General features: G+C 48.9%; 23 protein-coding genes, 1 tRNA gene and 1 pseudogene. 11 read left to right on the forward strand and 14 right to left on the reverse strand.

The window, feature by feature from the left end; translation table 11 throughout:
- Window positions 1-76 precede the first annotated feature (76 nt).
- From UNITIG_RS22845 to UNITIG_RS09920, 12 genes are all read right to left on the reverse strand, one after another.
- Window positions 77-1,009, reverse strand: coding sequence for an AgmX/PglI C-terminal domain-containing protein (locus UNITIG_RS22845; RefSeq protein ID WP_235015339.1), 933 nt, complete (start codon window positions 1,007-1,009; stop codon window positions 77-79).
- Window positions 1,010-1,023: 14 nt separating this feature from the next.
- Window positions 1,024-1,554, reverse strand: a complete 531-nt coding sequence (locus UNITIG_RS09870) for a biopolymer transporter ExbD (protein WP_101758228.1) — start codon at window positions 1,552-1,554, stop codon at window positions 1,024-1,026.
- On the reverse strand, window positions 1,551-2,069 hold the full coding sequence (locus tag UNITIG_RS09875; RefSeq protein ID WP_101758229.1) for a biopolymer transporter ExbD: 519 nt from the start codon (window positions 2,067-2,069) through the stop codon (window positions 1,551-1,553). The genes UNITIG_RS09870 and UNITIG_RS09875 overlap by 4 nt, the downstream gene beginning before the upstream one ends.
- Window positions 2,070-2,079: 10 nt before the next feature.
- Window positions 2,080-2,748, reverse strand: coding sequence for a MotA/TolQ/ExbB proton channel family protein (locus tag UNITIG_RS09880; protein WP_200821257.1), 669 nt, complete (start codon window positions 2,746-2,748; stop codon window positions 2,080-2,082).
- A 161-nt stretch (window positions 2,749-2,909) separates the two neighbouring features.
- Window positions 2,910-3,182, reverse strand: a complete 273-nt coding sequence (locus tag UNITIG_RS09885) for a cell division protein FtsY (protein WP_101758230.1) — start codon at window positions 3,180-3,182, stop codon at window positions 2,910-2,912.
- A 1-nt stretch (window position 3,183) separates the two neighbouring features.
- A complete protein-coding gene (locus UNITIG_RS09890; protein ID WP_101758231.1) occupies window positions 3,184-3,858 on the reverse strand; it encodes a tetratricopeptide repeat protein in 675 nt (224 codons plus the stop codon).
- On the reverse strand, window positions 3,837-6,692 hold the full coding sequence (locus tag UNITIG_RS09895) for a tetratricopeptide repeat protein (RefSeq protein WP_101758232.1): 2,856 nt from the start codon (window positions 6,690-6,692) through the stop codon (window positions 3,837-3,839). Before UNITIG_RS09895 ends, UNITIG_RS09890 begins: the two co-directional genes overlap by 22 nt.
- Window positions 6,689-8,554 carry a lipopolysaccharide assembly protein LapB gene (locus tag UNITIG_RS09900; protein ID WP_145999145.1) on the reverse strand — a complete coding sequence of 622 codons (1,866 nt, stop codon included), beginning with the start codon at window positions 8,552-8,554 and terminating at the stop codon, window positions 6,689-6,691. The genes UNITIG_RS09895 and UNITIG_RS09900 overlap by 4 nt, the downstream gene beginning before the upstream one ends.
- A 1-nt stretch (window position 8,555) precedes the next feature.
- Entirely contained in the window at window positions 8,556-9,074 is a 519-nt protein-coding gene (locus tag UNITIG_RS09905; RefSeq protein WP_200821258.1) for an AraC family transcriptional regulator, read from the reverse strand.
- 24 nt (window positions 9,075-9,098) lie between these two features.
- Entirely contained in the window at window positions 9,099-10,745 is a 1,647-nt protein-coding gene (locus UNITIG_RS09910; protein WP_235015340.1) for a general secretion pathway protein GspF, read from the reverse strand.
- A gap of 35 nt (window positions 10,746-10,780) precedes the next feature.
- Entirely contained in the window at window positions 10,781-13,378 is a 2,598-nt protein-coding gene (locus UNITIG_RS09915; protein WP_159931134.1) for a LamG domain-containing protein, read from the reverse strand.
- Window positions 13,379-13,390: 12 nt separating this feature from the next.
- Window positions 13,391-14,674 (reverse strand): hypothetical protein, encoded by a 1,284-nt coding sequence (locus tag UNITIG_RS09920; RefSeq protein WP_200821259.1) that lies wholly within the window; start codon window positions 14,672-14,674, stop codon window positions 13,391-13,393.
- Between the two features lie 179 nt (window positions 14,675-14,853).
- Here UNITIG_RS09920 and UNITIG_RS09925 point away from each other — a divergent pair, with 179 nt between their 5' ends.
- The 8 genes from UNITIG_RS09925 to UNITIG_RS09955 all read left to right on the forward strand — a co-directional run bounded on the left by UNITIG_RS09925 (window position 14,854) and on the right by UNITIG_RS09955 (window position 20,944).
- Window positions 14,854-16,104, forward strand: a complete 1,251-nt coding sequence (locus tag UNITIG_RS09925; protein ID WP_145999147.1) for a hypothetical protein — start codon at window positions 14,854-14,856, stop codon at window positions 16,102-16,104.
- Entirely contained in the window at window positions 16,053-16,355 is a 303-nt protein-coding gene (locus UNITIG_RS22850; RefSeq protein WP_145999148.1) for a hypothetical protein, read from the forward strand. Before UNITIG_RS09925 ends, UNITIG_RS22850 begins: the two co-directional genes overlap by 52 nt.
- The gene (locus UNITIG_RS09930; RefSeq protein ID WP_101758237.1) at window positions 16,292-17,665 is read left to right on the forward strand and encodes a hypothetical protein; all 1,374 of its coding nucleotides are present in this window, start codon (window positions 16,292-16,294) and stop codon (window positions 17,663-17,665) included. Before UNITIG_RS22850 ends, UNITIG_RS09930 begins: the two co-directional genes overlap by 64 nt.
- Window positions 17,666-17,820: 155 nt before the next feature.
- Window positions 17,821-18,453: an SH3 domain-containing protein gene (locus tag UNITIG_RS09935; RefSeq protein WP_255399596.1), complete on the forward strand. Its 633-nt coding sequence runs from the start codon at window positions 17,821-17,823 to the stop codon at window positions 18,451-18,453.
- Window positions 18,423-19,061 (forward strand): outer membrane beta-barrel domain-containing protein, encoded by a 639-nt coding sequence (locus UNITIG_RS09940; RefSeq protein WP_101758239.1) that lies wholly within the window; start codon window positions 18,423-18,425, stop codon window positions 19,059-19,061. Before UNITIG_RS09935 ends, UNITIG_RS09940 begins: the two co-directional genes overlap by 31 nt.
- Window positions 19,062-19,090: 29 nt before the next feature.
- Window positions 19,091-19,573 (forward strand): TlpA disulfide reductase family protein, encoded by a 483-nt coding sequence (locus UNITIG_RS09945; RefSeq protein WP_101758240.1) that lies wholly within the window; start codon window positions 19,091-19,093, stop codon window positions 19,571-19,573.
- A gap of 2 nt (window positions 19,574-19,575) precedes the next feature.
- Complete coding sequence (locus UNITIG_RS09950) at window positions 19,576-19,797, forward strand: DUF4266 domain-containing protein (protein WP_101758241.1); 222 nt, start codon at window positions 19,576-19,578, stop codon at window positions 19,795-19,797.
- Entirely contained in the window at window positions 19,784-20,944 is a 1,161-nt protein-coding gene (locus tag UNITIG_RS09955; RefSeq protein WP_235015341.1) for a DUF3570 domain-containing protein, read from the forward strand. Before UNITIG_RS09950 ends, UNITIG_RS09955 begins: the two co-directional genes overlap by 14 nt.
- A gap of 19 nt (window positions 20,945-20,963) precedes the next feature.
- On the opposite strand, the gene UNITIG_RS09960 is transcribed toward UNITIG_RS09955, so the two are convergent.
- The gene (locus UNITIG_RS09960) at window positions 20,964-21,947 is read right to left on the reverse strand and encodes an FAD:protein FMN transferase (RefSeq protein WP_235015342.1); all 984 of its coding nucleotides are present in this window, start codon (window positions 21,945-21,947) and stop codon (window positions 20,964-20,966) included.
- Window positions 21,948-22,262: 315 nt separating this feature from the next.
- On the opposite strand from UNITIG_RS09960, the gene cysK reads away from it, so the two are divergent.
- The 3 genes and pseudogenes from cysK to UNITIG_RS09975 all read left to right on the forward strand — a co-directional run bounded on the left by cysK (window position 22,263) and on the right by UNITIG_RS09975 (window position 24,421).
- Window positions 22,263-23,228 carry a cysteine synthase A gene (cysK, locus tag UNITIG_RS09965; RefSeq protein ID WP_101758242.1) on the forward strand — a complete coding sequence of 322 codons (966 nt, stop codon included), beginning with the start codon at window positions 22,263-22,265 and terminating at the stop codon, window positions 23,226-23,228.
- 97 nt (window positions 23,229-23,325) lie between these two features.
- Window positions 23,326-23,993 (forward strand): annotated as a pseudogene (locus UNITIG_RS09970) (sulfite exporter TauE/SafE family protein).
- A gap of 351 nt (window positions 23,994-24,344) precedes the next feature.
- Window positions 24,345-24,421: transfer RNA gene (locus UNITIG_RS09975), tRNA-Ile, on the forward strand.
- A 190-nt stretch (window positions 24,422-24,611) separates the two neighbouring features.
- Here the strand turns inward: UNITIG_RS09975 and UNITIG_RS09980 are convergent.
- On the reverse strand, window positions 24,612-25,514 hold the full coding sequence (locus tag UNITIG_RS09980; protein WP_101758243.1) for a hypothetical protein: 903 nt from the start codon (window positions 25,512-25,514) through the stop codon (window positions 24,612-24,614).
- Between the last annotated feature and the right edge of the window lie 108 nt (window positions 25,515-25,622).

Raw genomic sequence — 25,622 nt, forward strand, 5'->3', positions numbered from 1 at the left:
TTATACCGGCCTTTTTTATGTCTGAGTATTTTTTTGAGTTTTTTGTAACGGTGTATCAAACGAAGTCAAGACGCGTTTAGTAGGGCAGGAAATCAAACGAATAATTCACCACGGTTTCTGTCACCCGATCACTTCCAAAATTGATCAAGCGTATACGAGATAGAATTTTGCTGGTCAATTGCTCATCCGCTAACTCACTGGAAATAAGTTTAATACTGGTAACCGCCCCCGCAGGACTAATCACCATTTCAAAAACAAAGCGGCCTTCCAGCGCTGGATCTTTCCGCAATGCGCGATTATAAATAGAGAATATGGCGCCCTTGTTTTTATCCATCACTCGGCGGATAGCCTGATCGCTGCGACCACTTACTGTATCCGCCGTCGCCCTGGCAATCGCTTGCGGCTGATCACTGAAACCGTCAGGGGTACCGACCTTAGTCGTTTCCCGACCAGATAAAGCGCGACCACCGGTATTTTCACTGACCGCTGCGACCTGTACGCCGCCACTGGCTTGCGCCGATTTTTGGGTAATCACTGAACGCTTGGTTTCAGCCGCTTTTGATTCGCCCCGACTCAGTTGCTTGCTGTCCAACTGATTAATATCAACACTTTCCCTAAGCTCAGTCAGATCATCTTTAAATGCTAGCAAACCTGAAACCGCGGCGGTGGCCTTAGCCTTTTCAACCACATCAACAGGCTTGGGCTTAGGTTTTTCTTTAGGCTTTGGCTTTTCTTTTTCTACCGGCTTGGGCTTGGGTTTTTCTTTGGGCTTTGGCTTGGGTGCGACCACAGGCTCTGGTTTTGGCAGCTCTTTCTTTTCCATAATCACCCGCGCCAATTGCGGTGGCACCGCTTCTTTTTGCTCGCGAGGAATTTCTTTTACCGGCACTAACGGTATTGCTATACCGAACAACAACAGCACAATTAATCCCTGCCACAGCAACTTCCGATAGCGCTTATCATCCTTCTCGGATACCGCCCAAGGCAATTGTAATTCTGGACCTGTCACCCACGCTGCCACGACTAACTCTCCAATGACGGCGGCGCGTCAACTTCTGGCTGTTCAGCAACACGATTTACCGCCAAGGAAATATCACGGTAATCGTTGGCCGAACAGGTGGTCATTAATTGCTTGAGTAAATCGTAAGGCATACTCTGGTCACCCATAATAATAACCGAGCGACCTTTCAGTTTTTCTTCTTCACTGAGTTGGCTGCGACGAGAGGCCTGATATACCAACTCTTTGTTTAGCGCTGCCAGTGTAGCCGCAACCCCTTCGGGAGATTCCAAACTACCAATGGTATTGCCCTGCACAATAATATTGCTATCACTGACTTTGATTGTAATGGTCATCGCAGGCTTGGTTTCTGCAATAGAGTCAGGCAATGTGATTGATTTATCTGCTGACAACACTTCAACGTCGCCACTGTTTACCATCAAGAAAAAAACCAGAATGGTGAAAATATCCATCAACGACACTAAGTTTAATTTAGGATGCTGACCGTGTTTACGATGATTTCTGGCCATGCGTTTGGCGCGAAGAGACTTTTTCATTGCTTAGCCTCCGCCATAACAGGGGCATCACCAAAGGCAATGTTAGGAAATAATGCGGCATCAACCACATCTGCCACCACTACCGCCTTATACGAACGCACCGTATCCATCGCGGTAATAATGGTTTGATAATCGGTATCAGGGGCAGACAAAATAGTAATATTTTTTCGCTCTATCCCTTTCTCCAGTAACTGCCTCTTTACTTCCTGCAACACCAGACTTAGCAGTTTAAAGTCATGCTCACCAGTCTCTGTTTTGACGATAGTTTTAACGCGAATACCCTGCGGAAAATTAACCGTCATCTGCTCATTATCAACAACCAACTCCACCTGCATTTTGTCAGCTTCGCTACTGCTAGCGGCGGTCGACAGGGCCGGCAAATTGACATCAATAACGGTGATTTGGGAAAACACCATACCTAGCAGCAGCACCGGTACCAACACAATCATCAAATTCATGAAAGCGGTAATATCGAGCTCCGCCTCGGTAGGCGGGTTGCGACGAAGACGTCTCATTGGAAAACCTCTAAGCAGCGGGCTTGTCTTGATTACGCGTTTGCGCCGCTAGCTTGGCGCCCAACGTGTTCAACACTTTCACTCCCGCCATTTCAAGGCTATCGACTATTTCAGCGGTTTTCGTTTGTAACAAGGAGTGCAGCAACAACAACGGAATAGCCGCAATCAAGCCAAATGCTGTAGTGTTCATCGCTACCGAAATACTGCTCGATAACATTGCGGCCTTCTCGGTCGGCTCAGCATTGGCCACCGCAGTAAACGCTGCAATCAAGCCAATAATGGTACCTAGCAAGCCCAGCAGGGTAGAAATATTTGCCAGAGTTGCCAGGTAAGGCGTGCGCTTTTCTAATTTCGGTAAGGCCTCAAGAATGCCTTCTTCCATCGCATATTCCACATCATCACGACGATTACTGTTGGTAAAACGAGCCACACCCGCACCGATAATTCTGGCCATCGGCACAGTAGAGCGGTTTGCCTCATCAACAATACTGCGAAAGTCACCCTTCTTTAACGCCGGCAACAGCGCCTCAAAGGCCTTTTTATTACTGGTTTTTGCCACTGTCAGCACTAGCCAGCGCTCGATAGAAATTGCCAGGCCAATGACCAGAACAATAGCAATGGGGTACATAAATGGGCCACCCGTCTGAAAGAAGCGGATGATGGCAGACAGAAATTCCATAGTTCTTACCTAATAATATTGGATTCAGTAAACGGGTTGGTGGTGCAGTGGTTTCACTACTTTTACACTACAAGTTTTTATCATAGCAGGCCTAGCGGCGACTGCTTTAAATCTAGTGCTTAAGAATCTTAAAAATGCCAACCAGATGGCATTTTTGTGGGCTATTTTTCAGCTTCGGCAGTTGAGGCGCCAAAGCCAGCATCGCGGTAATTTAATTCGCGGATAAATTCATCACGATCCACCGGCGCAAAAACCTCACCCAGCCATTCATTATCCGGGCGATACTCCACCTCAATTCGCTCAGCAGATTGCCAGGGCAACACATACATCACTTTTGGCTGCTCCTGATTGCCCTTGACGGTACTGCGCAGGGTGATTACACCCTCATCCGCAGAGGCCGCCAGCGCTATCAACATGATCAATATGACTCGCATCTCATTGCTCCGCTTTGATTCGACGGCTGAGATCAGCAACCCAGCCCTTCACCTGCCGATCGGGCGGCTCGGTTAATGCTAAATACGACTCATAATGAATAAGCGCATCATCTAGACGCCCCATATAGAGGTCATACAAAATACCCAGATTTTTATGACTGACCGCGTCTTGATCCCACACGGTCAATGCTCGCAGATAAACCGCTTCAGCTTCTTGAAAGCGTCCCTGCTCGCGTAACAACACTGCCAAACGATGGTAGGCCGCCAGATTATTAGCATTCACTGCAATAGTCTGCTGATAATAGGCTTCGGCTTTTTTATTATCAGCTTGCTGCTCACTGACAATACCCAAATTCAGCACCGGCCCCGACAAGGCTGGATAGTCGCTCACCAAAGCCAATAAGCGTTGCTCAGCATCTTTCCAATCGCCAACCTGCATGGCGACAAGGGCTTTGCCATATCGCGCCTTGGCATCACTGCTCACAGAACCCTGATTTTGCTCATAAGGTGATGGCACCACCACAAGCTCTCCAGCAGCATCCTCTGTAGCAACGACCTCCTCTTTATTCGGCGCCTCTTGATTCAACCCCAATGGAATTGACTGACACCCAGTCAGCAATAGCAACCAAAGTAGTGGCACCCCATAGCGCAACATTAGTGAATCCCCTCGTGCCATTCTACTCGCTGCTCCTGTTTACCGTAGCGCGCAGGCAACAGCACACTCAGTGCACTAAAACTTTTTTTCACTGAAGCATTGTAAACGCCATCCCAACTGCGTTGCGCATTACCTTCGTGAATAGCTATCGCTTTTTCCTCAAATGGAAAGGCCTGCTCTTCCAGTAATACATCATATTGCTCACGCTCCAACTCATCCAACTTGGCGGGGCGCTCCGAGGCCATCAAATCACGACTGAGCTGGGCATAAACTTCCGCCAGTCGATAAACCGCCAACGTTGAAAACGCTTCAATACCGTAGTCGTTGGTTTTGGTATACGCCTTGACCACTTTATCCATTGCCTGCTTTTTCTTTTTAAAGGACTTTTTCATTGGCAGTTTTAATTTAATTGCCAGAAAATCCTGATAAGCATCATCGGCTAATACCGCTGAGGCCGAGGCCGCTAAATGTCGCGACCGATCGTTGCGCTGACTTCCCGCCTGCGCATCGGTAGCAATTATTTTACGCAGCCAAAAGCGACGCTTATCGGGCTCACCCGTTTGTTGATAAAGGCTATCCATTTTATTCATAGCCTCCAATCGCGTAGCAAAATACTGTGGATAGTTGTGAGCGTATTGACGATAGTGCACAATAGCTTCGGCGCGATTGTCTGCTCGCTCAAAATACGAGGCCGCCAAAAATAATAATTCTGCCTGTTGTTCAACGTCGGTCGTTTTCGCAAACATCAACATAATTTCATCAGCTGCCGCTTGCCAATCTTCAGTTTGTTCGTAAGCGAGAACCAGTTTCGCAGGTATTGCAGGCACCAAGCGATTATTTGGGAAACGCTGTTCAAAATCTTTTAATAAACCAATGGCCTGTGTCCACTGTTCCAACGCCAGCAGTTGTTCAGCCGCATCATATTGCGCCGTCACTCGCACACTGGAAGCCGGCGCCACGTCAATCACCCGCAAAAATTGTTCGCTGGCTTGCAAGTTATTACCCGCTACCAATGCAGCTTCACCCTGCTTATAAATACTGGCGGCCAACAACTCAGTCCATTCCTGAATACGCTTATCTTTAGCTGGTAAGGTTTGAATCGCCTGCTGATAAGCGGGTTCGGCATAAGCATAATCCTGCTGCCGGTAACTGGATTGTGCGATTAGCCACCAGACACTACGCCTCTGCTCTAATGCCAGGTTTTGCTCTTGCGGTAATAAAAACTCGGCTGCGGCAATCGCCGCCAGATCAAACTTCATTACCGATAAACTTTCCGCTGCATGTAACACTAAATCCGGCACCCGTGGATCCTGATTGAACTGACGCGCATAACGCAATTCACTGGCGATGCGCCGCTCTTTCCAGGCGCCGGCAAACAGCGCTTTCTCATCAGCAGTATCAATAATTCGACCATAGGCCAAGATTCCTGCATAGCCAGCCTCCATCGCATTTTTATCGGCGGGATAATCATAGGCGACGATATCGTAATGGATAATAGCATCAGCATACTGGCCGCTGTCGTAACGCGCTTCAGCCAATAAAAAATGAAACTCTGGCAAACGCTCATCACCCGGAAAACTATCAATATATTGTTGGTAATCATCCGCCGCCTGCTGATAACTGGCTAGCATCTCTTGTCTTAACTCATCCTGTTTTTTGACCGGCGCAGTAGTTAACGCTTTTTGCAGCTGTTGTGCGCGAGCATGATAAAACTTCGCTAACTGTGGAATAAATACTTGTAAGTGTTCAGCAATTTTTTCGCGCACAGCGGCCGAATGATTTTGCCAATACTCACTTCCCACGGCAAACTGCTGGGTGTACTGACGCTTATCCCTTAGCACCTCCTCAGCAAAACCGGCCCGCTCCACCATGGCAATGGCGCGCACAAAAAATTCATGGGACTGATCAGCTTGTGGATAGGTGGCAGCAAATGCCTTGTAGGTATCTGCACTGTCCTGAAAACGTTCCTGCGATAAATACAACATTGCCAGAGCATCATAAAGATCAGGGAGATAATGATGCGCCTGCAAACCGCCTTCAATATCATTGAGGCTGGAGGCCCCTTCCCGATAGGAAAACGTCACACTCAACACGCGATAACAATCTTTCACTAACTCTTTGTCACCCTTGGATAAGTCATAAAAATTATTTGAAGACGCTGCCAGCGCATCCAGCGTAGCAATAAACGCATCTGTGGCAAGGCGGTATTGATTTTGTTTAAAGCGCGACCACCCCACCATGTACAAGGCGTTATGGTAGTAAGCACTTTCTACTCCAGCATCAACAACTTTTTGATAACTGGCACCTGCCTCGGCATATAAACCGGCACTAAAAAAACTCTCTGCTCGTCTGAACTCTGACTCAACAAACAAAGCAGATTGCTGGTGATCACTACTTAATTGCGACAAAGCGTCGATCGATTCATCTAACTGGCCGCCCATAGCGTGGGCTTTTGCCAATTGGTACAACAACTGGTCCCGCGATTGCGGCTCAATATCAGCGGCTAATAGTTCCTGATACACACTCACGGTTTCAGCAAACAAAGCCTCACTAGGCTCACCATCAAATAACCGGCGCTCACCACGCATCATCTCCAAAGCCGCCAATCGACGCTTCAGTTGAAATTGACTGACCGGATGTTGATCCGCAGTTAGCGCATCCCGATAAAGCGCATGCACTTCTGCCAGACTTTTACTCGCGATCGGCTCACCTTGTATCGGCAACGACGCTGTAGGCAATGCGCTCAACGTTAACTCTGCGGGCGGCTCCTGCTCGTCCTGCCCTATCCAGCTACAACTGCTAGCAAGCAACACCACACCGGTAAGCGGCAGCATTAAAAAAGGGGACCACCTCATCGCGCGGTCTCCTCACTGTTTTCATCATAGAGGCGAGCAATCGACAGCTTCGCCTTACCGAGATAAAAACCTAATTGTTGTTGCTGCTGTTCTAACTCGTCGATAGCCAACTGCCGAATAAGATCTGCCTGCTGCTTTAATCGCTGCTCGACCAACACTTGCTGCTGCTCGGTGGTTTGCGCTAATTGTTCAATACGCGATAAAAATAATGACTGTGCACGATTAGCTACTGTCGCCTCAACTGCGGCTAATTGTTGTTGTGCTTGCGCTAGTGTTATCGACAAATCACTGCGCATTTTTTCTAATTTCCATAACTCAACTGGGTATTGCTCGCTATCTTCCCATAACAATAATCCACGAAAGCGACGAATTTGCTCACGCTCAAATTTACTGACCTGCCCTGCCGGTTGTAGCTGCTTTGCCAGCACTTCGCTGCGCTCAATTCGCCGCCATAAATCCCTGCGCCGCTCATCAACCAATAATCGACCAGAAACATCTTCACGGGCTGCTGTAATACGTTGCTCAAGCGCAGCAACTGCCGCTGACAATTGCTGAAAGCGTTGCTGATACTGAGCCAATTCATCGCCGTCAATCACGCGCTGCCACAAGGCTTGCTGCTCAGCATCAACAATTTTAAGCACCTGCAAACGTTCATTGGCGTGCTGCAGATAATGCTGCAAACTGATCACATCCCGGTAATCTTTAACGGCAGATTGAAAACTATGCCGAGCAAATAAATGCGAGAGATAAGGTGCATTATCAGCCGCAGGATGAATTTCTTCCGGCAATAACCAATCACTTTCTGCATCCATTTCAAAACCAAATAATTGCAGCAGCGGTTGTTGACGGTAACTTTCGATAGCCGCTGCTAGCTGGTCTAACTCTGCAGCATAGGCATCCCTTGCGAATTCATATTCGCGCAACGCCGCGGCGTCTGCATCTAATTGTTCGTATGCATAAGGCAAAGCTAAATACACTTCCTGCACACCGGATTGCAGCAACGATTGTGAGCGCAACTGCTGCCAGGGTGTTAACGCCTGCTCCGGCTGTCCTGCTTGTAAATGTGCCCAACCCAAACCTAATAAGGCGCGGTCTACCATCGGGCTGTTTAATCTCACCTGACTAAAATGCGCAATGGCGGCATCGAGTTGCTGCTCCTGCAAACGAGCAAAACCTGCCGCCGTCAACGCTCTATCGCGTAAGGTTTTTTCAACATCCGTGCTTAATGATAATTGACTCAAATTATCATAGGCTTCCGCAGCAGCAGACCAATCACCACCGGCCGCCAGTTGGCCGCCGCGATTAAACCAGTAGTAAGGCAAAAAAATTGAATCTTCAGATAATTGCGCAGCGGCGGTTGCAGCAGCTTGCAGCTCGCCTAGCTGTAAATGAAGCTTGGCTTGTAAATAAAAACTTTCTTGTTGCAGGTTGGAGTCTATTGATTCTGTAACCGTTGCGGCTGTGACTTGTTGCAACGCAGACAAAGCCCGCGCATCCTCACCACGCTGATAATTTAATTTTCCGAGGTAAAACCAGGCCCGCTGGTGCTGTTGTTGCCAGCGTGTTGAATCCTGCTCAGTGGGTGTAGTTAGCCATTGCTGAAAGGTCGCCTCAGCGGCACGGCCAAGACCATAAGATAAACTCATCCCCCCTTTCAGTAACGCCGCCTGATCGGCGTGATGGGGCAATGACCGGGTCTCTTCCGCAGCCATCAGTTCAGTGAGGGCGTTAAAATAATCCTGCTGATAAAAATGATACAAGGTTACGCCATAGCGCAAGTCCTGTACCGTTTCTGTCGCTACCGGCGCACTCGCCAGCGCTGTCAGTAAAACAACCGCCAGACGATTTAGATAATCCCTCACATCACCACTCTTTAACGGCAAACTCAGGTTGCTGCATAGCCGTTGAATCGACAATTTTTAATTCCAGATTTTTTGCATCAGCCAACTTATTAAACGTTAAACTGGTTGCCCGACGATAATCTCGTCCCTGCGGCCCACGACCGGTGAACACCGCCACCAACTCATGCCAGCCACTTTTGATATTGCCGACAAACAAGCGGTGGACACCGCCACGGCGCAATGCGTCTAACTGTCTATCTGTATAGAGAAAATGGCTGACGACTTCACCATCCACTGTTAACTTCACTGCATCCAAAGCGAAATAATGACCGACATCCAAAGAGATAAACACCGCCAATTGGGTATTAGATGGAAATAATAATTCTTCTTCCAGAATAAACAGATCTTTGTTCAGTTCCAGCACTTGGGATTTTAAGGTTTGCAGATCATCAGCTAGTGGCGGTTCTTGCGCCATAAGCGACGGGCACAGCGCTAATAGACACAGCACAGCCCAGGTTTTAAAAAAGGGTATGTTCAACACCTGAATTCCTTAGGTTTATTATCGCTAGGTTATTGGTGGTGGATTGATAATACCACCACTCACACTCGCCAGTTGTGTAAAGGCACGATAGCGACGATTATTGGTTTCCGACCCCAGTCCCCGGTCGGCGGCAAAACTGCCTTCTTCACCATGTAAGGCCATATAATTAAGAATAACTGTTTCGACTAACATGTTAACGTTATTTGCTGCCGGAGTGGCAGAGGTTTCTACCGAGGCATCATCACGCATCCAACCAATTTGTTGATGGGTTAATGGATCATCAGCACCATTTGGTCCCATATCCAACAAACTGGGACGCCCACCATCAGGGTCAATCACTAAAAAGAATGCAGAACCGGTAGATGAATTATCACCCGACCATACACACTTACCCTGCCCCAAACCGGCCATCCGCTCGATAGAGCCATCACTGGCCACCGAGCCATCACTGAACACATACAGCATCAGCGGAGTGCGACGACGCATCGCGTATTCAATACAGGCACCAATGCAACGGCCAGCGCGTAAATCTCTACCCTCACCGGTATTACGGTCGCCGGTATGATAATCATAGCCGCCCATTTCAATGGTGCCAGCCGCTGCATGACCATCAATCACTAATTTCATTACTGACGCTGCTTTTCGGAATTCCCGGTCGCCATTAAACTCATCGACACCGAAAATACCGCTAGCGCCAACAATTAACGGGTCTTTTGATGGATCAATTTTGTCAGGACTATCGAATTTTTCATAGGTATCGGCGCTACGTAGATATTCACAGCTTAAGCGCTGCTTTAATGCTTCATCATTAGTCATCAGCGTATCGCTAATACCAAGCTTATAATCAGTAATCCGCTTCATCGATTCCATAACTGCCAAAGTATCTGCTGAGTCAGCAAACAGGCTATTCAGTGATCCCACATCCACCAAGCCAGCGGCATCACTAGGGCTGGAAATTTTGGTAGGGCGAATATCAGGATATAGCGCCATATAAGAATTGGGAGCCATTGAATTGCCACCACTAGCGCTCACTTCTGAACCGATTAACTGCACGAGACCACCTCGTGCTTGCGCGTCATAAATGCCATACATTGGATTATGCGGATTGTTACCTGTGTCATTATCAGAACGACTGGGAATAACGGCACCATTAGTCGCCGCCATTGTCGCCGCCGAACATTTTTCTTTAATACCGGACAACATGGCACTTTCGCTATGAAACAATAAGCCCAAAGAATCATCAATAAAAGTATCCGCCGCCGAAGAAGGATTAGGATTTAAATCCGCCGGCAAACCCAGTTTCTGATAGCCGCCGGCACTTAATAGATCCAGCTGTCCACCAGGACCACCCACCAGCACATTAGAGCCAGAGATATTGGCGCCACCAGCAAGGTCAAAACAAATAAACGGGATTTTTCTCCCACCTGCAGCGGGATTTAAATCACACGTTCCCGTTGGCGTGTAACTATCAGGGTCCGTCAATAAATTTGACGATAAGGCATGCGCCCTTGAACTCAACAGGCTATTTATAGAAACGCCCAGCATCGTCGCCCCACCCAACTTAAAACCCTGTGCTAAAAAATCACGGCGTGACTTTGGCTTACTGTGGTCAGGGTGAAGCAGTGCTTCATTAAGCCCGTAATGGGTTTTTGGTTTCATTGATCTAGTCATAAGTCTTTACTCTTTATCCACCACTAGCAAACCTGTTAGTCCACCATCACTGCGCCACTGGTAAGGGTTGCTATACAAGCACCCTTTACCACTTCATAGGTTTTATCGGACGCGCACGTACCACCACAATCCCTTAGCAGGTCAATCAAGTTTTTTACCTCTCCCTCGATTTTTGTCCGTCCAGCAGCGTCAAACACACCGGTATTCATCCCTTTGTTTACCAGCGGCGCTACCACATCATCATTCCAGCTACTATCGGCAACAGCCTCTGCATCAAGCGGTGCCGAGCCGGCCGCAAAAAAGCCAGGGAAAAACGACTCACGCAATGCCACATCTGCCACCAACTCATCGCAATAAGCCGCCGCTAATTGCGTAGCTGCCATGACATGTGACGATGAAAAAGTCTTGAAATCAGCCACGCTAGGCAGTTGCAATTTCAGGTTATAAAAAGCCGCACCCGCAGGTTCGGAGCGCGAGCTAGAGACACCGGTAATTTCAGCATAGGTTTTATTAATTTCATCAAAAGTTTTCATCGCCAGATCAGGGGATTCAACACCGACCAAGGAATAACTGAAACTACCGCTATTATCAGCGCCATCAGACACCACGCTGGTATTACTGCCAATTTCATCAAACGCCAGAAAAAACACATCCTGATCCGGGCCGGACTCCAGCGCAATAATAGTGCCGATAGGTGATAACAGCTGACCGTTATTCACCAACTGCGGGTCAATCTCAGTAAAGTTGTTATCACTAATGCTGTCTGAAATATTGAGAAAAGCCTGGCCAACATTTGCCAGTTTACTGTTGATACCCAGGCGAATGCCTTCGAGATTAAAATTGATACTATTATCACTGGGGTTCAAGTTAACAAAAAATGGCGTTTTAAATAAATAACTGAACTCATCGTACTCGCTTACATTAAAGCCCACGTAACAGTAATCACTACTCGCTGCGTCCACCGTAGTTACGCGACAATTCGGCTCATCGACTAAATCAGCGACACTGAATAACAAATAATAACTAGTGCCCACACCGGCCTCAAAATTAAGATTAATTTGCTCCACAGTTAATTTGCGATTATGTACCGCCACCATCCGCATAGCACCCAACCACGGCCGGTCAAAACCGACGCTATTACCCAACGTCAGCGCAAAGGAGGTATTCCAACTATTAATTAAACCCCCACCCACATCATCAACAGCGCCTGTATCAACACCGTTAACATAAATTTTTCTACCGGCAATGGGGTCGTAAGTCATCACCACATGTTGCAGTGCGGCCTGGGCAAAATCCACCGCATCATTTTCTGTAGTGACCAAGGGTTCGCCTGCACCATTATCATCATTGACACTGCCGCGATTGTAAAAATCATAGGCATAGAGATTTTGTGCGGCTAAAAAATTGCGGTTATTTACGCCACCGGAATAGCCAATCATCCAGGCATCTTCCTGTGTAACATTGTAAGGCGCGACCCAGGCTTCAATACTGTATTCACCCGTGGTACTGATTAAGTTAGCCAGCTTTTCACTGGAACCGACACCACCCTGAGCCTTGCCACCATCAAAGCGAACACCACCGCCACCCAGCCAGGTCACCTCACCGGAAAGCGTTAATTCAATTTCTGGGCGAGTACCACTGGTGTCTGCCACAGTTACTCCACTGCCTTCACGAAACTCCCACTTGGCAATAATGTCAGTTTCATAGCGACCACCTGAAGCTGCGGCGATGCCATCACCACTTAATGTCTGGGCCATACTGAAAGCTAAATTGTCATCCACACCTGACACAGCAACGAGCGCTGCAAAGTTTTGAATAGCCGTATTCATTGTCGCTGCGTCACTCTCGCAATCAGACCAGCACTGATGCTGATCGTCCGCAAGACGTAATACTAATCGCGACTGCGCGGGGTTATTTAAATCCACTTTGGTTTTTAACGCCGCATAAGCAATGTCGTCATCACTACTGGCGAAGTAGGGCGCTTGCGGCACCGCCACCGCTTCGTTGTGGCAATTGCTACAATAAGTTCGGGTCAAGGTCATTAAGTCATCAATGGGCGCGCCCAGATCCTGCGCATCCACTAAATCCGGCGGGAAAAATTTTATTTCGGCATCCGGGCTGTAAATAGTGCGCGGCGATAAGGACACCAGGCTCACACCCTGAGAAGCGCCACTTGCCCACGCTTCGATATAGCCCGTCAGAGTAACAGCACAGGTTGCTGCTTTGTCGGAACCCAACCAGCACTGGTGACCACCGGCCACTTTAGTGACTATTGCCGAGGACGACGGCTCCACTAAATTGACCCGTAATTTTGCTGCTTGCCACGCCAGATTGACATCATCGCGATTTACAAAATCGATAGACCCGGCTTCACCACCGGGCGTATGGCAGCGACCACAACGCTCTTCAATCACTAAGTTATCGTAAAACGCTATTTTAAAACTCTGTACTTCATCGCTTTGTGGTGACGCACCGTTATACACAAACGTACCATCACCGCTACCGCCACTAATATCTGCTACCCGGTCACTACCGCCACCACCACTGCCGCCACTACAGGCGATTAAAAACATTGCCGATGTTAAAAACGCTATCTTCCAGTACGGGCTGAGCATGCTGATTATTTTTTTCATCATGTCCACCACTTATAAATGCTGCGTGCAGCTAGCTGCAACGCGGGCAAAATTCATTTTCATGTTGTAGTCCGCCAGAAAATCACTAACCAAATCATCGAAGTCAGTGCGATCATCTTCCGCCGGTTCCCGGTGACACACTGCGCGAAATACTTTTTTTACCTGACATACTGCAAACGCCTGCGAGTTAGCCAGCTCTTGTCCCATCGATGCAGCGCCATCGCCTTCTGAATACGCGGGATTAATCGCCATATCGATGGAACTGCTATTGGTAGCCGGGTTCATCCAACCGATGCGGCTGCTGTTATCACCCAAGCGCCAATAATTAGTCCAGTGATCGTTGGGAGTGATGTAGCCGGGTTTAAAATTATTTTCATTGATATGGTATTTGTTTTGTACCTGGCCATTGTTGTTATACACCAGGTGGCCATTCTCTCTGCGTTCGTCCTCGGTCAGATCAGGGCGATCTGCCATTGAGGGGTAATATTCGTAGTACGCAAATGCCTGCGCCATCGGATCCATGCCACTATGGCAGCCCACACACTGATTGAGAAATAAAGTACTGTCCAAACCGGGGCTGCGGGAAACGTCCTGACGAATTCTATCGGTGGGACGACTGGTATCTTTTAGCTGCTCCAAATCCATACACAAATGATTTAACAAGGTAAAACGAAACATTGCGCGATTGGTGCCATCAATAAAAAAAGCACTGGCCGCTGCCCGCGTTGTCATCACTCCTGCTACGGCGCTGGCCGGCAAGCTACCGGAGGATTGAGTGCTGCGAACCAATACATTGTCGTCACCCAAATTTACCGCCAGCTCTTCTAACTGTTCGTAATGGGCATTGTTATCTTCAGAAAAGGCTTGATTAAGTCCGGCTACTGAACCGGTATTACCTTTGTAAATAATGTCGCCGTAAAGAATTTCACGAAAATCAATACTGTCGCTATCACGCACAATACCGATCACAGTTGCAGAATAATCATTGAGGGGAACGGTGATGTCACGCGCTTCATTGGTCCAGGGTGAGGCCCAATTTTTTACTACCACATTATAAAAATGACCATTAGCCGCAACCGGCGAGGGCGCTGGCGCACCATCCATAGCATATAATGCTGCGGTAACGGCATCGCCGCCCACCACTTCTGTCTCCATACGGTCGAGCATTGCGTCAGTAGGCACGGTGCCCGTCAAACGTTCATGAATACGCTTGGCCCGCTCTCTCGCATCAGCGCTGGCCACCGCACTTGCTAATAGGCTGAACACAATCAGCATCGATACTATATAATCCTTCATGCTCGCCTCTGGATTTCCATGAATTTAAAATATAAGTTACAGCGAAAAGTATAATTCGCAATCCGCAGACTAAGTGTGAAGCCACCCACAGAACCGAGAGTTTACTGCTAATGCTAGGGATATTGTCAGTACAAGGATATAAACTTAATCCTGCAATGATGCAAATTCAGCAGCTAACTTTGGCCATATTTTTTGTGAAAAACTTTCAGTTACCTTCTTTCGTCGGTAGTCGCCTGTTGACACTGGCAATGCTAACCTTGGCTATCAGCGCCTGTACCGGCGGTGGTAGCAGTGGCGGCAATGTCAGCATCAGCACCGATGATCAAGCCTCAGACCCAGTGGTGGTTGAAGTCCCCATAGCTTACATCAAACGCCCTATTCCTGAGGAGGGAGACGATGCTCCCGATTTACTCAACCCGCTGGAATTCTTCCCCGGCGCGCAATTATTCGTCCGCAACCGCTCTTCCGCCGCCAGTGAAGAAATTGCCGTACACGACAAAATGCTGGCAATTGTCGCGGAAGAAGAAGGTGTAGAAGTCGAAGAGCTGGCCATTGATATCAAAGATCTCAACACCTCCTTTGACGGTCAGCAGTTAATATTCTCGGCGCGTGTAGTGCAGGAGCCGGTCAATAATAATAGTTTAGAAGAAACCACCTGGAATATCTGGGTTTATAATTTTGCTACCGAAGAAGTTAGCTACCTGATCAGCTCGCGCCTGCAACGCAATGAAGGCCTGGAAAATGGCAGCAGCCAGGATATCAGCCCGCACTTTTTAACTGATGACCGCATAGTGTTCAGCTCCACTCGACAAATTATTTCACAGGGTCGCCAACTCAACGAAGGCCGCGGGCAAATTTATGCGGCATTGGCAGAGAGTGGCAATCAACCGGCCGCGGTATTACATGCCTACGACCCTTCCGGCACTGATACTGCCTTTACCCAGTTATCCTTTAATCAAAGCCATGATTTCAACCCCATCGTGTTGCAAAGCGGTGAAATTATCTTCAGCCGCTGGGACCGTGCACCGGGTAATAATCAAGTCAGCCTGTATCGGATTAACCCCAATGGCCGCGACCTCTCACTGCTCTACGGCTACCACAGCCAGGACAGCGGCAGCGAAGACACCACCGTGCGTTTCTTTCAACCACGGGAAATGGAAGACGGCCGGCTATTAACCATTTTACGCAGGGCAGATAGCGATACCTTCGGTGGTGATATCGTTATCATCGACCCCGCCAATTTTGTTGAGCACGACCAACCCATTTGGGCCAATCAACCCGCCGACCCTAACGCCAGCGGCCAGCAGTCACTCTCCTCCCTGGAAGTCCGTACCGACAGCCTGCGCTCCGTAGGCGGGCAATACGCAGCGGCCTACCCTTGCACGATAGTACGGGCCGCATACTCGTCAGCTGGAGCCCTTGCCGGGTGATTGACGATGCTGATGCACAGGTCTATATCCCCTGCAACATCGGCGCTGTAGATGCCGAACCAGCGCCGCCGCTGTACGGTATCTGGATGAACAACCCCAACGACGGTACCCAGTTACCGGTAGTGCTCGCCGAAGAAGGTTTTATGTTCACGGACATCGTGGCGGGTGAACCCGCGACTTCCCTGATTTGGCTGCCGACATCAATGCGGTCAATAGCGAACTCGCCACTGACAGCCGCGGCCAGCTGCTAATTGACAGTATTTATGACCTTGACGGTCAGCAAGTACCCACTAACATCATTACTGCCAGCCGCGAACCCGGTACCACTGGCTTTACTAATCGACCCGCGCGCTTTGTACGGCTGGTGCAGCCGGTGCCCATTCCGGACCGGGATTTACTGGATATTCCTAACTACGCCTTTGGTTTTGGCGGCCAGAGCATGCGTGAAATTTTGGGCTACGCTCCGGTCGAACCCGACGGCTCCGTCGCGATAACTGTCCCCGCCAACACTCCTTTTATGATCAGCGTACTGGATGCCAACGGCCGCCGTATTGGCGCCAGACATAACCACTGGCTGCAAGTTGCCCCCGGCGAAGTTTTGCACTGCACGGGCTGCCACACTGGCAATAGCGAGCTGCCCCACGGACGACTGGATTCACAACCACCCTCAAGCAACCCCGGCGCACAAAGCCTGGCAGGTGGCTTAATCGGTTTTGTGGGTACGATGGCAGATCTGTTCGGCACCGAAACTGGCCAAACCATGGCCGAAGTTTTTGATTTGCGTCGCCCCATTGCCAATAGCAGCGAAGCGGTACGAGCCATTGGCTTACACCCCATCTATACCGATGAGTGGACTGACACGACCGCCCTCACCGCCGATGCCGATATTGATTACAGCTATGACCCCGCTTGGGAAAGCCCCACCGACATCCCTGCCGAGCGCTCAATGATTGTCGACAATCTCGACCCCACCCTCGACAGCCGCATAGTGATTAACTACATTGATCATATCCAAACCATCTGGAACCGCACCCGCAGTCCGGTCAACACCGTCGATAGCTGTGTCGGTTGCCATACCACCCAAGGAGACACTGTGGTTGCACCCGGCCAACTGGACCTAACGGCCCAAATTGATGGCAACACCAATCAATATCGATCCTTCCGCGAGTTACTGCGCAATGATAGCGAGCAATGGTTGGATGAAAACGGATTATTTACCGACCGCACTCGCACCTGTACTGAAACCGACGAAGAAGGTAACACCACTGAAACAACCCAAACCATTAACATCCGCGCCACCATGAGCGCCAGTGGCGCCAATAGCAGTAACGCTTTCTTCCGCTGCTTTGAAGGCGGTAGTTGTGGCTACAACCCCGCAGCCAATAGAACCCTGCCAGCCAACTGTGTCGAAGCTGCCGGTGCCACTCCCGACCCCGCCACCGAAAATACAGTCAACCACCAAGGCATGCTCAGTGACAGTGAAAAACGCTTAATCTCCGAATGGCTGGATATTGGTGCGCAGTACTACAACAACCCTTTTGATCTGCGGTTACAAGAATAGGATCACGGAGGGATGAGGCAATTTTTTACAGCTCTATATTATCAACTGTGCCAAGCCACAGTACTTGCGTTAGCCCTGCTAAACGTCGCCAACGCAGACGACAAAACGACTGAAACAGGGCCGGCGATTGCCACCGTCACCGCACCCTATATTGAATTACACACAGGCCCGGCCGCTACTACCCCATATTTTATGTCGCCGAGCGCGGCGAAACCGTTGAAGTGCTATTCCAGCGCACTGACTGGTATAAAGTGCGCCACCCTCGCGGCAAAGAAGGCTGGGTTTACGTGGACGAGATGGCGCTAACAGTTGATCATCTTGGCGAGCCCCTTAAAGTCAATCAGGCTAACTTCGACGGTTTTAAAGAGCGTCAATGGGAAGCCGGATTTATGGCAGGCGATTTTGGCGGCAACGACGCCTTAAGTGTTTACGGTGGCTATCACTTCACCCGCAACTTATCCGCGGAGCTGGAATACACCGAGTCATTCGGCACTGTTTCTGATGGCCAGGCAGTGACACTCAATCTCGTTCACCAACCGTTTCCCGATTGGCGCTATTCGCCATTCCTGACTATCGGTGGCGGAATACGCGATACCAACCCAAAATCTAATTTAGTCTCCACAGAGGACCGCAGTGATAACGCGGCTAATGTAGGAGCTGGCATGAGAATTTACCTGACGCGCCGTATTTTTGTGCGGCTGCAATACAAAAACTACGCGGTGCTCACCGACCGCGACGACGATGAAGAAGTGGAAGAATGGAAAATTGGTATCAGCGCTTTTTATTAAGCAGCACATTACTAGCCAGTCTTTGCAGCCCGACATGGGCGGATGAAGGCGGCCCAATTCAAGTCATTGAGCCTGAGATTGATCGCCGCACCATTGAGCGCGCTGCTATCGATACTGAAAATATCGAACTCAGTCTTTTTTACGGCATTATCAGCATCGAAGACTTCGACAGCGCGGAAGTCATCGGTTTGCGTGCAGCCTGGCACGTCACCGATGCCATTTTTTTCGAAGCCAGTTACGGTCAGGCGCAAGGAGACCTAACCAGCTACGAGCAAATCAGTGGCGGCCTGCCCTTATTCAGTGATGAGGATCGTGACTACCTCTATTACAACCTTGCCGTAGGCTGGAATATTTTTCCCGGTGAAGTATTTTTATTTGATCACGCATTCAACTCTGCCTTTTATTTAATTGGCGGCGCTGGCAGCACCGATTTTGTCGGCGACAAATGGTTTACTGTTACCTTCGGCGCAGGCTACCGTTTATTACTCACCGACAGTATTGCCTGGCATATTGATGTCCGCGACCATTTTTTTGATCGTGAAATTTTTACTATTGAAGAAACCACCAACAACATTGAATTCACCACCGGCATCAGTGTCTTTTTCTAAACTGGCCTGGACCGAATACAGGAGTGAACATGAAAACATTTAAGCAAATTTTTATCGGCTGCCTACTCAGCGTACTGACTCTACCCACACTGGCAGACCTCGCCCCCAATTTTACGCTGAAAAGTAATCAGGGCAATAATGTTCGACTTAGCGAACTGCGCGGCCAAGTGGTATTAATTAATTTTTGGGCATCCTGGTGCGGCCCCTGCCGTCAGGAAATGCCAGAACTGGAAGCACTGCATCAAAAATACCAACGCCTCGGTTTTACCGTGCTGGGAGTTAATGTTGAAGAAAACTCAACCGAGGCAGATAAAATTGTCGCCGATCGCGGTATCACCTTCCCTGTGCTGTATGACACCAAAAATGAAGTCAGCAAGCTTTATAAAGTCAGCGCCATGCCATCTACGATCATTGTTGACCGCAGCGGTAACCAGCGCACTGTTCACCTCGGCTATAAGCCGGGCTATGAAGACAAATACGAAGCCGACATTAAAAAATTAATCCGGGAATAGCCATGCGCCTGCTCAAATTATTTATAGTACCGCTGATTAGCGTACTGACCGGTTGCGCCATCGAACCCTGGGTACAACCCTATGAGCGCGACAAAATGGCCGACCCCATCATGAGTTTTGAACGCGACCCGGTAGCAGCTAGCTATACCCATCACGTGTATCAGGCCCGGGAAGGTGCCCGCGGTGCAGAAGGCGGCGGCGGAGGTGGTTGTGGTTGTAACTAACTGCTGGAAAAAATGTACTGCTGCACTGCTAACACTTAGCCTTACTGGCGCCGCAATCGCGGCGGTACTGCCTGAAGAACGCGGCGATGTGATGTATCACCGCTACGAAGGTGGTGGTATTACCATTGACGGTCCTTCGGTATTAGTCAGAAAAAACTTTAAAGATACTTATTCCCTCAGCGCCAACTACTATGTTGATAAAGTTAGCAGCGCGTCCATCGATGTAGTCACCAGTGGTGCCAGTGCTTATTCAGAAGAGCGCACCGAATATTCATTTAGCGGCGACTACCTTTATGACCGCAGCCTATTAAGTGCCGGCTTTACCAGCAGTGAAGAAAACGATTATCAAGCAGAAACATTTTTTGTTGGTGTCAGCCAGGATATGTTCGGCGACTTAACCACGGTCAGTTTTGGTTACGCGCGTGGCAACGACACAGTGGAACAAACCGGTAACGACGATTTTCAGGAAGAAGTTGATCGTCAAAATTATCGCTTAGGTATCAGCCAAATACTCACCCCCAACTTACTGATGGCGGTAAATTATGAATCGATTACCGATGAAGGTTTTCTCAACAACCCTTACCGCAATTACCGTTACTTAGTCGACCCCAACGACCCGGCACTCGGCTACCAGCAAGAGCAGGAAGTGTATCCCAATACCCGTACCAGCGACGCACTGGCGTTACGGTTTTCGTATTACCTACCCTACCGTGCTGCTCTCAAAGCCGAGTACCGATTTTTTACCGACGACTGGGGCATTGATGCCGACACATTCCAATTAAGTTACACCCACCCTTTTGGTCAGCATTGGATTGTGGATGTGAAATACCGTTTTTATCAACAGGGCCAAGCGGACTTTTACAGCGATTTATTTCAAACCCAATCACTGGATAGAAAAGATTACCGCGCGAGAGATAAAGAACTCAGTGAGTTTGACAGCAACATGTACAGCGTTGGTGTGAGTTATCAGCTGCCTGAGTTCAGTTCAGCTATCGAGAAAAGTAAAATTTCTTTACAGTGGGATTATATTCAATACGAGTATAATAATTTTTCTGATCTACAAGATATCAACAGCGTAGTCGGTGAAGAAGAGCTTTACAGTTTTGATGCTGATGTTATCAAATTGTATTTTAGTATTTGGTACTGATTGCAATTTTTTACGGGGGCTACTCGCCCCCCGACATCAACAACTCCTTCGAATAATGCAACTTGCCACTACCATCAATAATAATCGCATCAATCCCCGGCAGGCGATTCACCAAGGCCAAACCTTTTTCAATACCCAATACAAACACTGTTGTTGATAGCGCATCACTATCCACCGCCAATGGCGCCAGTATAGAAACACTTTGTATCGCCTCAACAGACTTGCCAGAACGCGGGTCAAGAATATGGTGATAACGCACACCGTCCTCAATATAAAAACGCTCATAATCACCAGAGGTTGATAAAGCAGTATTCGACAAGGGGATTTTGACCGCCTGCTCATTGGCTGCGCGCGGGTGTTTAATGCCGATCACCCAGGGCCGATCACCGCGATCACCCAACATGCGGCTATCTCCCCCCGCCGACACTACCGCCGCCTGAATACCTTGTTGTTGCAAAATAGCGATGCCGCGATCAACCGCATGACCCTTGGCAATCCCGCCTAAATCGATACGCATACCGGGGTGAGAAAAACTAACCGTTACATTTTTTTGATCAAGTAACACCCCGTTAAAATCAATCAACGCCGCTGCTTGCTGCAAGGTTTTTTCATCAGGACGCTGCCCGGCTCGGTAATCGTAAAGCTGCCCAGCAGAAGCAAAAGTGATATCAAACGCGCCGTCACTGATGCGTGAATACCACAGCGCTTTTTCGATCAGGGAAAATAATTCCGTTGAAACGTTCACCGGTTTATCAGCCGCCAGCTTATTTAAGCGGGCCAGCTCACTGCTTTCTTTGTACGGGCTCATCAACGCATCAATGCGCCGCATTTCCACCATCACCGCTTCGATGGCCTGCTCACCGCCAGCACCGGTGTCCGCCCATAACTCCACCGCGACCTCGGTACCCATAATGGCTTCTGTGCGCTGTACCCATTCCGCATTCACTGCACTACTGAATGAGATTACAACCAACAACCATAAGCGCTTACTTATCCGCCCCACAATCACTTCCCCTCAAAAACAATGTTAGATTATAGATGCTAGATACGAGATACGAGATACGAGATACGAGATACGAGATACAAAATTCTAGCACCTAGCCTCTCGTATCTAACTTCTAATCTTCTAGCATCTAGCATCTAGCATCTAGCATCTAGCATCTAGCATCTCAAGTATTTCCCTTTCCCCAAAAAAATCACCCACAACATTGCGGCAAACCTTGCAACGTGGCACTCTCACCACCATCGTAACTATTCCTATCCGCACCAATCCACAGCAATAGTTGCCACCCAACAAACAACAGGACGGAGACCTGCCATGACTGCCTACGACGATAACAGCCTCAGTATCGGCCAGACCCCATTGGTCAAAATTAATCGCATTGGTAACGGTAATATCTACGCCAAAATCGAAAGCCGCAATCCCGCCAACTCGGTGAAATGCCGTATTGGCGCCAATATGATCTGGCAAGCTGAAAAAGAGGGCGCCTTAAAACCCGGCATGGAAATTGTTGAACCCACCAGCGGCAATACCGGTATCGCGCTGTGCTTTGTCGCCGCCAGCAAAGGCTACTCCATCACGCTGGTAATGCCCCATACCATGAGCCTCGAACGGCGCCAGTTAATGAAGGCGCTGGGTGCCAACATTATTATCACTGACGCCGCCAAGGGCATGAAATTATGTATAGAAACCGCTCAGTCGATGGTGGCGCAAGCACCGGACAAACGCTGGATGCCCAGCCAATTCGACAACCCCGCCAACCCCGCTATTCACGAGCGCACCACCGGCCCTGAAATCTGGGAAGACACTAACGGCGGCATCGATATACTGGTGAGCGGCGTCGGCACCGGCGGTACCCTCACCGGTATTTCCCGCTATATCAAAAACACCAAGGGCAAGGCAATCACTTCGGTCGCGGTAGAGCCCATCACCACCACCATGATTACCGCCGCCAAAGCCGGCATGGAACCCAGCCACGCGCCGCATAAAATTCAAGGCATTGGTGCCGGTTTTGTGCCCGCCAATTTAGACCTGTCGATGGTAGATGAAGTCGCGCAAGTGTCCGATGATGACGCCATCGAATACGCCCACCGCCTGATGAAAGAAGAAGGCATTTTGGCAGGGATTTCCAGTGGCGCCGCCATGGCAGTCGCTGACCGTGTCTGCAAACAGCCCGAAAACAAAGATAAAATCATCGTAGTTATTCTACCCGACTCCGCTGAACGCTACCTTTCAACCGCATTATTCGCCGGCCAATTCAGCGATAACGAAACCGTGCAATAGGACGAGTAAAGGCAGCGCTGGACAGCATTGCCTTGCTTTTATGATTACCGACCCGCTCTTTTATCTGTGCGCCATCCCCGCCGTGCTGATCTTTGGCATGGCCAAAGGCGGCTTTGGCGGCGGCATTGCCGTGATCTCGGTGCCGCTGATGGCATTGGCCATTTCGCCGGTGCAAGCCGCCGCCATCCTCCTGCCCTTGTTATTAGTGATGGACGCTGTTGCCCTGTGGAGTTTTCGCGGCCAGTGGCACCGGCAAAACCTGCGCATCATGCTGCCCGCTGCAGTGCTGGGTGTCGCCATCGGCGCCCTGTTTTTTCGCTATCTGTCCGATGACGCAGTGCGCATCCTGATTGGCCTTATTTCGCTGGCCTTTTGTCTCGATTACCTGCTCACCCGCAGCGATGGCCCGCCCAACCACCCCATAAACTCAAAGGCAGCGTGTGGGGCGCCATCGCCGGCTTCACCAGCTTCGGCATCCACGCTGGCGGCCCACCGGCCAGTGTTTACCTACTGCCACAAAAGATGGAAAAAACCCTGCTGATGGGCACTTTCGCGGTGTTTTTCGCCGTCGTCAATGTCATCAAACTGATCCCCTACGCCTGGCTTGGGCAATTTGATCACAGCAATTTAATGACGTCGTTAGTCTTGCTGCCGCTAGCACCTATCGGTGTAAGACTGGGTTATGTGCTGCTGCATCGGGTCAGTCAAACACTGATCTACCGGCTGTGTTATTTCTTTTGGCGGTTGCGGGCATTAAATTATTAGCCGATGGCATTAGCGGTATCACTGGTGGTTAAAGTGAAGGCCAAAATCCATCCGCGCATCCGAGACATTCTGATCATTGATTAACCAACCTGCTGACTCAAGACAGCTGTTGTTATAGGCGCTGGAACTCTCGCGGCTAGCGCCGTATAATGCGCGGCGTTTTAGCCTAACCCTTTATTTGGAAACACCATATCTACAAAGGGATACAATTAGGGCATCGAAACAAAACAGTTCCAAGCTGTATAAATTTGGGCCTTTAGCGGGGCACGTAGTGCAAGGTGGAGTATCCGACTCTTAATCGGTAAATCCTCAGCAGTAAAAAATTCCGCAGTCCAAACTGCGTTAAAATTTGGGCCTTTAGCTCAGTTGGTTAGAGCATCCGACTCATAATCGGCAGGTCCCCAGTTCAAGTCTGGGAAGGCCCACCATTTTTCTATTTATAATCAATAAGTTACAAAACAATCCCAAAGTATAAAAATATCCACCCCATCCCGTGCTACCTCAGTGCTACTTTCAAGAGGCATATACTCATTGAGACCCTTATGCCTCAACAAGAAGGGGCCGTGTTGTGGCGAAGTCACGCTTTTAGCGGACCCGCTTGCTTGATTTGTTAGGCGATTAACTTTGTGAATTTTGCACCCTACCACTTAAAAAACCAAAATAATTTATGCAGAACATTGCGGCAGCCAATATTTTAGAAGCCTCAGCATGTGTTAAATGCTGCTTTAGTTCACCATCATGAGCCATCTGATTTCTCAGGCTCCACAACCTTATAACTAACTCGGTAATTTCATTATTGAGTGTTGGGATATTGTGAGTTTTACAAATAAGCGGAAGTATTACCTCTAGAGATAGTCTTTTTGAAGGCTTCAAATTATCAGGTAAGTTCGAAGCCTGTAAAGAATAAGCTGTAACTCTTTCAATGGAGTATTCAAGAGCTACTGCACAAGGGATTATCATTTCACTAAATTTATCTAGCATGAACAGTTCGTATGCATTGGCAAGATTTGTAAATGGTGTCTGCTCTTGAGATTTGGGAATGTATGTAACGCTCATGCTTACATCATGATGCCCCCCCACTTCATTTCCACTTTTTGGCATGGGCTTACCAAAAAAAGTCATTTTATTAGTGGTTCGATGTTGTATCGGTTGGTTTCCATGCATTTCAATAGGCCAACCAGCCCCTGCAAAAGGTGTGTAAACCACATAAATCAGCTTGGCATCGTCTGGAACTCCATAGTCGGTTAAATCTACTTCTACGGTTTTATTTGGTGGTAACTGGAAAGTGAAGCTGACATCTTCCCCTCCAATAAATGCAGCCCCCTTATTTCTAAATAGCTGCGCTTTTTTCTGAAGTAATTCAATTGCATGTGACCAGACATCTATTTTTTGGCCGCAGGTAGGACACTCTCTGGTTATCCCCTCAAAATATAACTCAGGAAAAAAATCTTCGAGGCGTAGAACACTCCCACAATTATTTCTACAAACCAAAGCGGGAGGGGTTTTAAATATACGCTCCATATTATTTTCGCCTAACGCCGCGCTCTGCGGAAATTTAGGAGCGCTAGCGAGTAAATTTTCCGTAGCAGCGCCTTGTTATGTGCGATGTCACTTGAACTGAAGGCTCGT

Origin of the sequence: Oceanicoccus sp. KOV_DT_Chl, assembly GCF_900120175.1 — a bacterium.
GTDB lineage: Bacteria > Pseudomonadota > Gammaproteobacteria > Pseudomonadales > Dasaniaceae > Oceanicoccus.

Coding starts and splice junctions, on each gene's coding strand:
- UNITIG_RS09950 (WP_101758241.1), top strand. CDS start 19,576: ATGCGCCTGCTCAAATTATTTATAGTACCGCTGATTAGCGTACTGACC.
- cysK (WP_101758242.1), top strand. CDS start 22,263: ATGACTGCCTACGACGATAACAGCCTCAGTATCGGCCAGACCCCATTG.
- UNITIG_RS09880 (WP_200821257.1), bottom strand. CDS start 2,748: ATGGAATTTCTGTCTGCCATCATCCGCTTCTTTCAGACGGGTGGCCCA.
- UNITIG_RS09980 (WP_101758243.1), bottom strand. CDS start 25,514: ATGGAGCGTATATTTAAAACCCCTCCCGCTTTGGTTTGTAGAAATAAT.
- UNITIG_RS09885 (WP_101758230.1), bottom strand. CDS start 3,182: ATGCGAGTCATATTGATCATGTTGATAGCGCTGGCGGCCTCTGCGGAT.
- UNITIG_RS09875 (WP_101758229.1), bottom strand. CDS start 2,069: ATGAGACGTCTTCGTCGCAACCCGCCTACCGAGGCGGAGCTCGATATT.
- UNITIG_RS09920 (WP_200821259.1), bottom strand. CDS start 14,674: ATGAAGGATTATATAGTATCGATGCTGATTGTGTTCAGCCTATTAGCA.
- UNITIG_RS09870 (WP_101758228.1), bottom strand. CDS start 1,554: ATGAAAAAGTCTCTTCGCGCCAAACGCATGGCCAGAAATCATCGTAAA.
- UNITIG_RS09910 (WP_235015340.1), bottom strand. CDS start 10,745: ATGACTAGATCAATGAAACCAAAAACCCATTACGGGCTTAATGAAGCA.
- UNITIG_RS09940 (WP_101758239.1), top strand. CDS start 18,423: ATGGAAAATTGGTATCAGCGCTTTTTATTAAGCAGCACATTACTAGCC.
- UNITIG_RS09895 (WP_101758232.1), bottom strand. CDS start 6,692: ATGAGGTGGTCCCCTTTTTTAATGCTGCCGCTTACCGGTGTGGTGTTG.
- UNITIG_RS09915 (WP_159931134.1), bottom strand. CDS start 13,378: ATGAAAAAAATAATCAGCATGCTCAGCCCGTACTGGAAGATAGCGTTT.
- UNITIG_RS09890 (WP_101758231.1), bottom strand. CDS start 3,858: ATGGCACGAGGGGATTCACTAATGTTGCGCTATGGGGTGCCACTACTT.
- UNITIG_RS09945 (WP_101758240.1), top strand. CDS start 19,091: ATGAAAACATTTAAGCAAATTTTTATCGGCTGCCTACTCAGCGTACTG.